Source organism: Methylophaga muralis (genome assembly GCF_001720165.1).
Taxonomy (GTDB): domain Bacteria; phylum Pseudomonadota; class Gammaproteobacteria; order Nitrosococcales; family Methylophagaceae; genus Methylophaga; species Methylophaga muralis.
On sequence record NZ_MCRI01000006.1, the window covers coordinates 1 to 13,171 of the forward strand.

Annotated in this window: 14 protein-coding genes; 11 read left to right on the forward strand and 3 right to left on the reverse strand. The window is 44.7% G+C overall.

What is annotated here, in order from left to right; translation table 11 throughout:
• On the forward strand, window positions 1-445 hold a 445-nt coding region (locus A9E74_RS04285), incomplete at its 5' end, for an SRPBCC family protein (RefSeq protein ID WP_069295419.1).
• 3 nt (window positions 446-448) lie between these two features.
• Window positions 449-1,387, forward strand: coding sequence for a YncE family protein (locus A9E74_RS04290; RefSeq protein ID WP_245652048.1), 939 nt, complete (start codon window positions 449-451; stop codon window positions 1,385-1,387).
• 25 nt (window positions 1,388-1,412) lie between these two features.
• Here the strand turns inward: A9E74_RS04290 and trmL are convergent, their stop codons facing one another.
• Together trmL and A9E74_RS04300 are read right to left on the reverse strand one after the other, a co-directional pair.
• The gene (gene trmL, locus A9E74_RS04295) at window positions 1,413-1,877 is read right to left on the reverse strand and encodes a tRNA (uridine(34)/cytosine(34)/5-carboxymethylaminomethyluridine(34)-2'-O)-methyltransferase TrmL (protein ID WP_069295421.1); all 465 of its coding nucleotides are present in this window, start codon (window positions 1,875-1,877) and stop codon (window positions 1,413-1,415) included.
• 2 nt (window positions 1,878-1,879) lie between these two features.
• Complete coding sequence (locus A9E74_RS04300) at window positions 1,880-3,490, reverse strand: lytic transglycosylase (protein WP_069295422.1); 1,611 nt, start codon at window positions 3,488-3,490, stop codon at window positions 1,880-1,882.
• 394 nt (window positions 3,491-3,884) lie between these two features.
• Between A9E74_RS04300 and A9E74_RS04305 the strand changes: the two genes are divergently transcribed.
• From A9E74_RS04305 to A9E74_RS04315, 3 genes are read left to right on the forward strand one after another with little or no spacing between them, the layout of a single operon-like run.
• Window positions 3,885-4,688: a DUF2797 domain-containing protein gene (locus A9E74_RS04305; protein ID WP_069295491.1), complete on the forward strand. Its 804-nt coding sequence runs from the start codon at window positions 3,885-3,887 to the stop codon at window positions 4,686-4,688.
• 5 nt (window positions 4,689-4,693) lie between these two features.
• A complete protein-coding gene (locus tag A9E74_RS04310; RefSeq protein WP_069295423.1) occupies window positions 4,694-5,713 on the forward strand; it encodes a quinone-dependent dihydroorotate dehydrogenase in 1,020 nt (339 codons plus the stop codon).
• Between the two features lies 1 nt (window position 5,714).
• Window positions 5,715-6,557: a mechanosensitive ion channel family protein gene (locus A9E74_RS04315; RefSeq protein WP_069295424.1), complete on the forward strand. Its 843-nt coding sequence runs from the start codon at window positions 5,715-5,717 to the stop codon at window positions 6,555-6,557.
• Here A9E74_RS04315 and gloB read toward each other — a convergent pair.
• Window positions 6,554-7,324: a hydroxyacylglutathione hydrolase gene (gloB, locus tag A9E74_RS04320; protein WP_069295425.1), complete on the reverse strand. Its 771-nt coding sequence runs from the start codon at window positions 7,322-7,324 to the stop codon at window positions 6,554-6,556. The two genes, A9E74_RS04315 and gloB, sit on opposite strands and share 4 nt — an antisense overlap.
• 24 nt (window positions 7,325-7,348) lie before the next feature.
• On the opposite strand from gloB, the gene A9E74_RS04325 reads away from it, so the two are divergent.
• The 6 genes from A9E74_RS04325 to dnaJ all read left to right on the forward strand — a co-directional run bounded on the left by A9E74_RS04325 (window position 7,349) and on the right by dnaJ (window position 13,123).
• Window positions 7,349-8,074, forward strand: coding sequence for a class I SAM-dependent methyltransferase (locus A9E74_RS04325; protein ID WP_069295426.1), 726 nt, complete (start codon window positions 7,349-7,351; stop codon window positions 8,072-8,074).
• Window positions 8,074-8,517, forward strand: coding sequence for a ribonuclease HI (gene rnhA, locus A9E74_RS04330; protein WP_069295427.1), 444 nt, complete (start codon window positions 8,074-8,076; stop codon window positions 8,515-8,517). Before A9E74_RS04325 ends, rnhA begins: the two co-directional genes overlap by 1 nt.
• A 3-nt stretch (window positions 8,518-8,520) precedes the next feature.
• Window positions 8,521-9,252 carry a DNA polymerase III subunit epsilon gene (dnaQ, locus tag A9E74_RS04335; protein WP_069295428.1) on the forward strand — a complete coding sequence of 244 codons (732 nt, stop codon included), beginning with the start codon at window positions 8,521-8,523 and terminating at the stop codon, window positions 9,250-9,252.
• 96 nt (window positions 9,253-9,348) lie between these two features.
• The gene (gene grpE, locus A9E74_RS04340; protein WP_069295429.1) at window positions 9,349-9,906 is read left to right on the forward strand and encodes a nucleotide exchange factor GrpE; all 558 of its coding nucleotides are present in this window, start codon (window positions 9,349-9,351) and stop codon (window positions 9,904-9,906) included.
• 100 nt (window positions 9,907-10,006) lie between these two features.
• Window positions 10,007-11,929 carry a molecular chaperone DnaK gene (gene dnaK / locus A9E74_RS04345; RefSeq protein ID WP_069295430.1) on the forward strand — a complete coding sequence of 641 codons (1,923 nt, stop codon included), beginning with the start codon at window positions 10,007-10,009 and terminating at the stop codon, window positions 11,927-11,929.
• Between the two features lie 81 nt (window positions 11,930-12,010).
• The gene (gene dnaJ, locus A9E74_RS04350; RefSeq protein WP_069295431.1) at window positions 12,011-13,123 is read left to right on the forward strand and encodes a molecular chaperone DnaJ; all 1,113 of its coding nucleotides are present in this window, start codon (window positions 12,011-12,013) and stop codon (window positions 13,121-13,123) included.
• The last annotated feature ends 48 nt before the right edge of the window (window positions 13,124-13,171 follow it).

The following is a 13,171-nucleotide window of genomic DNA, read 5'->3' on the forward strand; positions in this document are numbered from 1 at the left end:
TACACCGCAACGCGTTGATGAACAAATAATTATTGATGCGGATGTTGCAACGGTATGGCAGCAAGTTAAAGCCTTTGACCAACTGGATAAATGGCATCCTGCAGTTGAATCAATCGCTATGCAGGATGATACAACTAGAATCGTTACCTTGAAATCTGGTGGTGAGATCACAGAGAGTCTGGATGAGTCAGATGCTGAACGCCATTACATTGGTTACCGATTATTAACTGAAAATATTGAAGCTATGCCAGTCAGTTTCTATACCATCGGAATTGAGATCGAAGCGGCGGATAAAGGTAGTAAAGTCAGCTGGAGTGGTCGTTTCTACCGTGCAGATACTGGTAATTTCCCGCCAGAAAATCTAAACGATGAGGCAGCTGTTAAGGCAATGACGGAGTTTGCAACTTCTGGACTGGAAGGTTTGAAAGCCTCTTTGGAAAAATAAACCGTGAAGTCATTTAAGCCGATTATTTTGTGCCTCACATTGTTGCCAAGCATGGTGATGGCGAGTGATTTTTATATAACCAGCCAAGCAGCTAATCAATTATCGTTATTTGATTCTGATGCCAAAGAAATCAAGAAGACTTTTGAGATATCTGCAGCTCCGGTGATGATTGCCATTGATAAACTGGGCAATGCAATCTATTTGTCTCATCCTGAGCAAGGCAAAATATCCGTCTTCGATCTGACAAGCCATCAGTTAATCAGTGAAATTAGAACTGGCGGACAACCTTTTGCCATGGTTTTAGATAGTCAAAAACCGCAAATGTTTGTTTCAGACTGGTCACGTAATACCGTGCTTGTTATTAATACGACCAGTAAACAATTAGTGGATTTGCTGGCCGTTGGAGAAAGCCCGGCAGGGATTGCGATTGATTCGGTCGGTAGGAAAGTGTTTGTGGCAAACCGTGAAAGTAATTCTTTGATGGTATTAAACGCCGATACACCTGATTTACACGCAACGATTGAAACGGGTGAGCGTCCCTATGCGGTAGCCTTTAATCCACATAATGGTCATGTGTATGTAGCTTGCGTGCATGATGATTCACTGACAGTGATTGATTCAAAAACCTATCAAAAAATTGCGGATCTGAAACCAGGTCGTGCGCCGTATGGGATCACGGTCAGCGACAATGGCGAACAGTTTTACGTAGTAAACCAGAATGACAATACCCTGGTTGAGTTTGATGCTGAAAGTTTAGAAATCACTAAGACGATTCGAACCGATAAAATGCCAGAAAGTGTGGTGCTTTCAAGCAACCAGCAACAGGCTTATGTAACCAACTGGTTTAGCAATTCATTGTCGGTCATTGATTTGCAACAAGCGAAACAAATTCAATCCATACCGCTTAAAGATGGGCCTCGTAGTATCAGTTCAGCCCAGTAAAGTCTGATGCTAGTGGAGCGGTGGTTCACACCGCTCCGTTATATCCCAGTTGTCGCCAGGCCTCATACAAAATAATGGCCGTAGCATTAGAGAGATTCAAGCTTCGACTATTCGCATGCATCGGGATACGAATTTTCTGATTGTCCGGTAATATTTCTAGAACCTGTGCCGGTAACCCCCGAGACTCAGGCCCAAACAATAAAATACTCTCATCTTGAAAACTTGCCTGATGGTGATACTGTTTTGCTTTGGTAGTACAGGCGAACAAAGGGCGATTTTCTTGCCATAGTTTGAATGCTGCAAAATCGCTATGCACTTTGACATCCGCAAATTCGTGATAATCCAAGCCGGCTCTTCTGAGACGTTTGTCATCCAAGACAAAGGCCAGTGGTTCAATCAGATGCAATTGCGCCCCTGTATTAGCACACAGACGGATGATATTACCGGTATTGGGCGGAATTTCCGGCTCATAGAGCGCAATGTGCAACACAACTAGCTTTGACTGATTTTAAGCGTTGGATCAACGTAGAGTGTCAATTTCTGTCCTGGTTGCAATAAGGTGCGATCACTTAAACCATTCCATTCCTTAACCTTATCTACGGTCACATTAAACTTGCGAGAAATGGTCCACAGTGAGTCGCCATTGCGGATGGTGTAATTAATGGCTTTCAGTTTTGAAGCAGTCTGGATCGGCTGCCAGATAACCAGTTGTTGTCCAGAATGCAGAACATCTGAAGGTGTTTTGTTATTCCATTGGGTCAGCTCAAACACATCAACCGTATAGGCTTTGGCTATATTCCACCAGGTATCACCAGCTTTAACCGAATAATTCAGTTGCTTGCCCTGCTGTAAGCGACGATTGTTGATAGCATTAGCTTCGGCTTCATCAGCTTGAGCTGTAGAAATCGGAATTAACAAGTGCGCACCAGCACGGATAAAGTTAGTGGTGATTTTGTTGGCTTTCTTGAGCTCTGGAACAGTAGTTTGATGCTGAGAGGCAATACTGCTTAGGGATTCGCCAGGTTTTACTTCATGACGTTTCCAACGCAGTCGATCTTCTGTTGACAGTCCTGACAATGCGGTTTTAAAAGCACTTGCCTTTTCAGAAGGTAAAACCAGTTTATGTGGCCCTTGCGGTGCAGTTGCCCAGCGATTAAAGCCGGGGTTTAACAAATACAATTCATCAAGCGTGATATCAGCCAAATCAGCAGCTAAAGATAAGTCAATCTGACTGCCTACATTGATTACACTCAGATAGGGCTCATTGGCAATTGGACTCAGTTTCAAATCATATTGAGCTGGTTGCTTAACCAAATGCGCTACAGCTAGTAATTTAGGCACATAGGCAGTGGTTTCAGCAGGTAGCTCTAAAGACCAGAAGTCTGTAGGCAGTCCTGCTTCTGCATTACGTTTAATTGCACGACTGACAGTACCTTCACCGGCATTATATGCTGCTAATGCCAGCTCCCAATCATTAAAATCATTATGCAGTTTTTGCAGATAGTCTAAAGCGGCTTGAGTCGATTTAATAACATCACGACGGCCGTCATACCACCAATTTTGTTCCAGTCCGAAAACACGACCTGTTGCCGGAATAAATTGCCAGATACCGGCTGCTTGCCCGGATGAAAGTGCAAAAGGTTGATAGCCGCTTTCCACAATCGGTAATAAGGCAATTTCCAGCGGCATTTCACGACGTTCTAATTCATCAACGATATGGAACAGATATGGGCGGGCACGCTCGACCACTTTATCGACATATTCCGGGTTATTCACAAACCAAGTCAGTCGGTTTTGTGTTTCCGGGTGCAGACTACGGTATTCAGATAAGCCATAACCATCACGAATCCGTTGCCAGACATCATCAGTTTGCGGACCTACGGTAGAATCATCATCGAGAACAGATAGATTTAAATCCAGTGGACTCAGCTGAGTAAGCTGGTTTTTTTTCCAGTTGGTGTGTTTGGTGAGCGGGCCATAAGATGTGTTTTGAGGTGGATCTGCGCTAACTGTTTCAGTATGTTTTGTGGTGGTGCTACAGCCGGTAAAGAGTACCGAAAGCACTGCAAACAGGGGCCAAAGCCGATTTTTAAATTTTAACATAACGGTTTATCATAATGTCGTAAGCTTATAATTGTGCTCAATATATACCGCAATAGATCGTTTATGACCAGCCTTTAACCCACCTTTACATAAAACCACATCTTCCAACGGAATAAACGGACTTGAGCTGTGGGCAGCATAATTATTTTTATGAAAAAAGCTAAATTGATATTTCATAAGTTTCTTCTGAAATTCTTTTGAGATTAATTCTCCTAACGACAACGCAGCTCTTTCCTGACTGTTTCCAGATTAACGATTATGTCGAGCCAGACATCACCCTCAACAATTAATCCAATACTTTTATAGGTCAGTTTGTCAGGCTACGTTAAACTACCCGTCGTCTTAAACAATTAAGGTTAGCTGCGTGACAGAATTTGCAGGACAGTTTAATAAGATGCAGGCAACCCTGCCGGATCGTGATGCCCCCGTAGATTACAAAATGATTGTGGGTGAGCATCAAGTCCCAATGAATCCGCTTATTGGCGAAAACATACAACTTATATATGCGGGCGAGATTCGATGTCAAAACTGTCAGCGCAAAACCAAAAAAAGTTATAGCGGTGGTTTTTGTTTTCCCTGTTCACAAAAATTGGCGCAATGCGATTTATGTTTCATGAAGCCGGAATTATGTCATTTTGCCCAAGGCACCTGTCGTGAACCCGAGTGGGGCGAACAGGTTTGTATGCAAGACCATATTGTTTATCTCGCCAACAGTTCAGGAATCAAAGTAGGGATCACCCGAATTTCGCAAATACCGACCCGCTGGCTGGATCAGGGTGCTACTCAGGCGTTACCCATTTTTCGCGTCAGCAGCCGTTATCATTCTGGTTTGGTTGAGGTGATGTTTAAAAATCATGTTTCGGATCGTACCGATTGGCGAAAAATGCTGCGAGGTCCAGCCGAGTTCATTGATCTTTTTGAGCAACGTGATCGATTGCAGGCTGAGTGTGCTGACGAAGTGAAGCTGTTACAACAGCAGTTGGGCGAGGGGGCCATCACGCCATTGTCGGACGAAAACGTACTGGAAATAACTTATCCTGTGACACAATACCCCCAAAAAATTAGTTCATTGAATTTTGATAAAACCCCGGAAATTGCTGGAAAATTGCTGGGGATAAAAGGCCAGTATTTGATTCTGGATATTGGCGTTCTAAATATCCGCAAGTTCAATGGCTATCAAATCACCATGAAGGTTTAATCGTTATGTATCCCCTGCTACGAAATCTGATGTTCAAACTGGATGCTGAGACATCCCATCATTTAGGTATGACTAGTTTAAAGTGGTTGGAGATGACAGGACTGCTGGGCTTATTGATGCCCAAAATGCCAACCGTTCCGGTACATGTCATGGGGCTGCGATTTCCCAATCCGGTCGGACTTGCTGCGGGTCTCGATAAAAACGCCGATTATCTTGAAGCGCTGACAGCCTTAGGTTTTGGTTTTATTGAAGTGGGCACGGTGACGCCAAGACCACAGCCCGGTAATGCTAAGCCGCGTCTGTTTCGGATTCCTGAAGCGCAAGCCATCATTAATAGAATGGGCTTTAATAATCTCGGGGTGGATCATTTGCTTGAACAGGTTCAGGCAGCCCAAACAAATGCCATTATCGGTATTAATATCGGCAAAAATGTTGATACACCGGTCGAAAAAGCGCTTGATGATTATCTGATTGGTTTAGAAAAATCCTATCCTCATGCGGATTACATCACTATTAATATCTCATCACCCAATACACCTGGATTGCGTAATCTGCAATTTGGTGAAGCGCTGGATAACTTATTAGATGCATTGAAAAGTCGTCAGACTGAACTTGCTGAACAATGGCAACGTTATGTGCCGATGGCCGTTAAAGTAGCGCCAGATTTATCATTGGAAGAAGTGCAGCAACTGGCAGAATGTTTTAGCCGGTTTAAGATTGATGCCGTCATTGCTACTAATACCACGCTCTCCCGTGATGCTGTTACAGGACTAATGCATGCTGATGAAGCCGGTGGCTTAAGTGGTCAGCCGGTATTTGCCAAATCAACAGAAGTTGTTCGACAATTCCGGCAGGCTTTACCGGCGGAAATGCCGATTATCGCTGCGGGCGGCATTATGAGCGCAGAGGATGCAATGCAAAAGCTTGAGGCTGGGGCGCAGCTGGTACAGATTTATAGTGGCTTGATTTATCAGGGGCCAAAATTAATTCAAGATATTGTCAAAACGATACAAAAGAGGAGATAACATGGAAACCGGAACTGGCAGCGTCATAGGTGACATTCTGCTGAATATTTTCTTTGCCGCCGTGATCGTTATCGTTGGTCGCACGTTGGTTAGCTGGTTGGTCAAACTGTCTCGTAAAGTCATGGTTCGGGCCAATATGGACCCCATCCTGATTAATTTCTGCAGCTCGATCATCAGTGTCTTGCTGCTACTGTTTGTGTTGATCGCAGCGCTGGATCGACTGGGTGTAAATACAACATCGATGATTGCAGTGCTGGGTGCTGCAGGTTTAGCAGTAGGTTTAGCACTGAAGGATTCATTACAGAATTTTGCTGCCGGGGTGATGTTGATTCTGTATCGTCCATTTAAAATTGGTAACTTCGTGGAAGTGTCCGGTGTATTGGGTATTGTTGAGCAAATCACTATATTCAACACCGTGATGCGCACCCCGGATAACCGCGAAATTATTGTGCCAAATGGCAAGATTTACTCCAACACCATCACCAATTTCTCGGCTCGCGATACCCGACGCATCGATATGGTGTTTGGTATCGGTTACGACGATGATTTATTGAAAGCTAAACAAATCATGACCGATATCGTCACCGGACATAAATTGGTATTGAAGGATCCTGCACCGATTATTCGTATCGCTGATCTTGGCGATAGCAGCATTACTTTCAATGTCTGGCCATGGGTAAATTCATCTGATTTGGCGACTGTTAGGGCCGATCTAATTGAAACCATCAAGCTGGCGTTTGATGCAAATGGCATCAGTATTCCATATCCACAAATGGACATACATTTTAATAATGTGGATGCCGCCAATGAATCATCTCGTGACGAAAAAAACCAAGCAGGTTAAAACTCGTCTTTCCAGGCGCGTAATACTTTAAACACATCAAGTGGCGTTTCAAGCGGCTGACCAGCATATGTTTCAGCCGCTTGTTTAATTTCAGCAGCATCACATCGCAAAAAAGGGTTGGTCTGCTTTTCTTCTAGTAATACAGAAGGCACTGTCGCAATATCCTGCTCCCTTAATGCCTCAGTTTTAACAAAGCGTTCCTGCAGAACAGGGTTGTTTGAATCAACTGCCAGAGCATATTTCAGGTTGTTTAAGGTGTATTCATGTGCACAATACAATTTGGTAGCGTCGTCTAATCGTTTGATTTTTTCCAGTGAATCGAATAATTGTTCCGCTGTACCACCAAGCAAGCGGCCACAGCCACCGGCAAATATAGTATCGCCGCAGAACAGGTTATCTTCTATTAAATAGCTGATATGTCCAGGAGTATGACCAGGCGTATCCATTATTTTGAAGTGAGGAAATGAAGCGTGCAGTAATTGATCTGCCTGAGCATACAAAGGCGTATCAACGGTTTTGATATGCTCGCGTTGTGGACCGAAAACCGGTAAATCATATAAATCATCCAACCGACGGATACCGCCGACATGATCTGCATGATGATGTGTGACTAAAATAGCGGCCGGTTGCAGATCATTTTTTTCCACAAATTTGATCACCGGTCCCGCATCACCTGGATCGACGATTAATACATCATGATTCTGGGCTGATTGGATCAACCAGATATAATTATCGCTGAATGCCTTTACGGCATGAATTTGTAACATTATTAACTCCGCCGGAATGGCCTTATGTGTGATTATAAAGAGCATGACCAAGAGATGACACAATGGTGGCAATCTTCTCTTGCCTGCTATTTGCAAAGTCAGGAGCAGCAATGGTTACAGCATCAACAGACCAAGCTGCATGGTTTTTTTCAATTGCAGCTTGGCGGACAAAAAGTCATCTTGCCACCCTCTTTACGTCCTAGTTATCAGGCGTTAATGGGCAGTCACGGGCAGTTTCATGCACAGGTTGAACACTTACCGTTTAAATCAGATAGTGTCGATGTGATGTTACTGCAGCATGTGGTCGAGTTTTCCAGACAGCCACATCAGTTATTACGTGAAGCAGATCGGGTGTTAAATGAAGATGGCACCTTGATATTGCTGTGTTTTAATCCATTTAGTTTTTGGGGCTTACGCCGATTATTCTCCTGGCAGGATCAACTGCCCTGGCGAGGGCAGTTCTTTTCACGACAACGTTTAAAAGATTGGCTGGCCTTACTGGATTTTGATGTTGTTGAAGCTAAATCCATCATCTATTGTCCGCCATTGCAAAAAGAGCGCTGGATCAAACGCAGTGGTTTTTTGGAAAGATGGGGCCGGCGTTTGTGGCCATATTTTGGTGGTGTAACAGCGATTGTTGCCAAAAAACGTACCTTGCTGGTGACCCCGATACGCAGCCGGTGGCAAAATAGAAATTTATTTCCCAGACCTCAGCTGGTGAATTCATCAGCAACAAGAAAAGAGCATTAATGGAACACGTTGAAATTTTTACTGATGGTGCATGTAGTGGTAACCCGGGACCGGGCGGTTGGGGAACCATACTACGTGCCAAGACCAGCGAAAAAGAATTATCTGGCGGCGAAAAAATGACCACCAATAACCGCATGGAAATGATGGCGGTTATCGCTGGTCTGGAAGCTTTGAAAAGACCCTGCCATGTTACGATCACCACCGATTCGCAGTATGTAATGAAGGGTATGACCGAATGGTTAAAAGGTTGGAAAGCCAAAAATTGGAAGACCGCTGCCAGACAACCGGTCAAAAATGCTGATCTCTGGCAGCGTATGGATGCTGCAGCTCAACCACATAAATTAGAGTGGCAATGGGTTCGCGGTCATGATGGGCACCCGGAAAATGAGCGTGCTGATCAATTAGCAGTTGATGCTCGCACTTTAATTGCAAAACAGGATTAACCGATGGCAGAGCAAAGCAGTTCGCGGCAAATTGTTTTAGATACTGAAACCACCGGTTTGAGCACCGCCGATGATCATCGGATTATCGAAATCGGTTGTGTGGAACTGGTTAACCGTCGACTCACTGGTGAAACCTTTCACCAATATATAAATCCTCAACGTGCAATTGATGCCGGAGCGATGGAAGTCCATGGCATCACCAATGAATCACTGGCTGATAAACCGGTTTTTGCGGATATTGCCACAGATTTTCTGCGTTTTATCGAAGGCGCTGAGCTGATTATTCATAATGCTGCGTTTGACGTGGGATTCTTGAATCACGAATTAGCTAAGTTAGGCCAAACTCCGAAGATTGAAGATGTCTGCAGTGTTTTAGACACACTGAAAATGGCCCGCGACAAACATCCAGGACAGAAAAACAATCTGGACGCTTTATGTAAACGCTATGGGGTGGATAATTCCAACCGTGAATTGCACGGCGCTTTATTAGACGCCGAGATCCTGGCCGATGTTTATTTGATGATGACCGGCGGTCAGGTCAGCATGTCGTTGGCACCTGAGCAATTTGAACCGGAAAATGATGCAGACCAAAATGAAATCACCACAGTCGAGCGTCCTCGCACGGCATTAAAAGTGATTGAAGCCAATGCTGCAGAATTAACTGAGCATCAGGCAATGCTTGAAAAACTCCAGGCTAGCAGTGATGGAAACTGCGTCTGGTTAAAACAAAGTTGAATTTGTTTTAACAAAAAGTTCTGTTTCTGGCTTGAAATCAGATTTTTGACCCCCAAATAACCGCTTTGAGTTGAGCAACGCGGAATCTGATTAATCATGAGCAATGAAGAAATCGAAAAATCAACGACTGAAGCTGAATCAGTCGAAGCCTCCCCTGAAATGGCAGATCAACAGTCCGAGTCGACATCTGACACTGATGTCGTAAAACAGCTGGAAGATGCACGCAATAAAGCCGATGAGCATTGGAATGAATTATTGCGAGCCAGAGCTGATTTGGAAAATATGCGCCGCAGACACAGTCGTGATCTGGAAAACGCCCACAAACATGCTTTAGATAAATTCATCGCCGAGCTGCTACCAATCGGTGACAGTCTGGAATTCGGGCTGAATGCAGCAAAAAATGATGATGCCAACCTCGTTACCGTGCGTGAAGGCATGGAGATGACGCTGAAAATGTTTATGAGTTCGATCGGTAAGTTCGGTCTTGAACAATTAGACCCAGAGGGTGAAGCATTTGATCCAGACTTGCACCAAGCTATGGCAATGCAGCCGGCCGAAGGTGTTGAAGCCAATCAGGTATTGAAAGTCATGCAGAAAGGTTATCGCTTTAACGGACGCCTATTGCGTCCAGCCATGGTTGTGGTCTCTCAATAACCGGACGAAATTTAAGGGCTTGAAATCAAAATTTCCTGCCCCATCTATATCACAACGGCTGGAAAAGCCAGACGAACTAAGTACGATGGAGTAAAAAATTATGGGTAGAATTATTGGTATTGATTTGGGTACGACCAATTCATGTGTAGCGGTGATGGAAGACGGCAAAGCCCGTGTCATCGAAAACAGCGAAGGCGATCGCACAACCCCGTCAATTGTTGCATTCAACAAAGACAACGAAGTAATGGTTGGTCAGTCTGCTAAACGTCAGGCGGTGACTAATCCTAAAAACACACTGTATGCGATCAAACGCTTGATCGGTCGTAAATTTAAAGATGATGTTGTACAGCGCGATATCGATATGGTGCCGTATAAAATCGTTGAAGCGGATAACGGCGATGCTTGGGTTGAAGCCAATGGTAAAAAAATGGCGCCACCTGAAATTTCAGCACGTGTTTTGATGAAAATGAAAAAAACCGCTGAAGAATTCCTGGGTGAAGAAGTCACTCAAGCGGTTGTTACTGTTCCTGCTTACTTTAATGACTCACAACGTCAGGCAACGAAAGATGCCGGTAAGATTGCCGGTCTGGAAGTTAAACGTATTATCAACGAACCGACTGCTGCGGCTCTGGCTTACGGCATGGACAAAAAACGTGGTGATTCAACCGTCGTTGTTTACGATTTGGGTGGTGGTACATTTGACGTATCAATCATTGAAATTGCCGACATCGAAGGCGAGCATCAGTTTGAAGTATTGGCTACCAACGGTGACACATTCCTCGGTGGTGAAGACTTTGATCAACGCATCATTGATTTCCTGGTCGCTGAATTCAAAAAAGACCAAAGTGTTGATTTGAGCAAAGATGCCTTGGCGTTACAACGTCTGAAAGATGCTGCGGAAAAAGCAAAAATCGAGCTGTCTTCAAGCTCACAAACAGACATCAATCTGCCGTACATCACGGCTGACGCTTCTGGTCCAAAACATCTGGAAATCCGTCTGACCCGTGCCAAGCTGGAATCATTGGTTGATGACCTGATTACCCGCAGCATGGAACCATGCAAAATGGCGCTTAAAGATGCTGGGCTGAAAATCTCTGACATCAACGATGTTATTTTGGTCGGTGGTCAAACCCGCATGCCGAAAGTGCAAGAAGCGGTTAAAGAAATGTTTGGTAAAGAACCACGCCGTGACGTGAACCCGGATGAAGCGGTTGCTGTTGGTGCTGCGATTCAGGCTGCTGTTCTGGCTGGTGATGTGAAAGACGTATTGTTGTTGGACGTAACACCATTAAGTCTGGGTATCGAAACCATGGGCGGTGTGATGACCAAACTGGTTGAGAAAAACACCACTATCCCAACTAAAGCAAATCAGGTGTTCTCAACAGCAGACGATAATCAACCTGCTGTAACGATCCATGTTTTGCAAGGTGAGCGTGAAATTGCCTCAGCCAATAAATCACTGGGACGTTTTGATTTGGCAGATATTCCGCCAGCTCCACGCGGTACGCCACAAATCGAAGTTACCTTTGACATTGATGCCAACGGTATTCTGAACGTATCAGCCAAAGACAAAGCGACTGGTAAAGAGCAGTCAATTGTGATTAAAGCTTCAAGCGGTCTGTCTGACGAAGAAGTGGAACAAATGGTTAAAGATGCTGAAGCACATGCTGAAGAAGACCGTAAATTCCATGAGTTGGTCACAGCACGCAACCAGGCGGATGGTTTGATTCACGCCACCAACAAATCACTGACCGACTTAGGTGATAAGGTTGAAGCGGATGAAAAAGCCAAAATCGAATCTGCTATTGAAGAGTTGCAACAAGCTCTGAAAGGTGAAGATAAGGCTGACATCGAAGCTAAAACTGCTGCATTGTCAGAAGCGGCTGGTAAATTAGCTGAACGCGCTTATGCAGAAAATGCAGAAGCTGGTGACAGTGCTGCATCAGAAGGTGCTTCAGCGCAAAACGATGATGTGGTTGATGCTGAGTTTGAAGAAGTCGATGACGACAAGAAAAACTCATAATCTTTCACACAATTAACTAAATACAGGCGTAGGCATTGAGCTTACGCCTGTCTTGTTTAAGAGATACAAGAAAAATAAAACATGGCCAAACAAGACTATTACGACCTACTTGGTGTATCGCGCACTGCGACTGAAGCTGAAATTAAAAAAGCCTATCGTCGTATGGCGATGAAATATCATCCTGATCGTAATCCGGATGATGCAACCGCAGAAGCCAAGTTTAAAGAAGCTAAAGAAGCTTACGAAATTCTCTCTGATTCCCGAAAACGTGCTGCATACGATCAATTCGGCCATGCCGGAGTAGATAACAGTGCTGGCGGTGGCGGATTTAGAAGTTCAGGCGGATTTAGCGATATTTTTGGCGATGTATTCAATGACATCTTTGGCGCTGGTGGTGCTGGCGGTCAAAGTTTCCGCGGTGCCGATTTACGCTATCGACTCGATTTGACGCTGGAAGAAGCCGTTGCTGGTACCACAGCTAAAATTCGTATTCCGGTTAATGTCGAATGTAAAACCTGTGATGGTTCCGGAGCCAAGCCCGGCACCCAACCAGTCACCTGTACAACCTGTGGTGGCCATGGTCAGGTTCGTATTCAACAAGGCTTTTTTACCGTTCAACAAGCCTGTCCACATTGTCATGGCACCGGTAAGATGATTCAGGATCCTTGTCATGATTGCCATGGTCAAGGTGTCGTGCAAGAACATAAAACGCTTTCCGTTAAAGTCCCTGCTGGGGTGAACACTGGAGATCGTATTCGACTGGCTGGTGAAGGTGAAGCCGGTTCACGTGGCGCACCTGCCGGTGATTTATATGTTGAAGTGGCGGTGAAACGTCATGATGTATTTACCCGTGATGGCAATAATTTGTTTGCCGATGTACCAATCAGTTTCACTACCGCCTGCCTAGGCGGTGAACTTGAAGTACCGACTTTACAAGGCAAAGCCGTGTTGAAAGTCCCCGAAGGCACGCAGACAGGACAGCAATTCAAACTGCGTGGCAAAGGTGTCAAATCTGTACGAACAGGTGAGGTCGGCGATTTGATGTGCCGGGTCATTATTGAAACACCGGTGAAGTTATCGAAAAAACAAAAAGAGTTATTGCAGGAATTTGCTGAGACGATGGAAGGTTCTGGTGCCACCCATAGTCCAAAACATGAATCCTGGCTGGATGCTGTAAAACGTTTTTTTGAATAACATATTTGCCAACAGGAAGCTGACTGGGCTATTTTTGCCAGCCAGCTT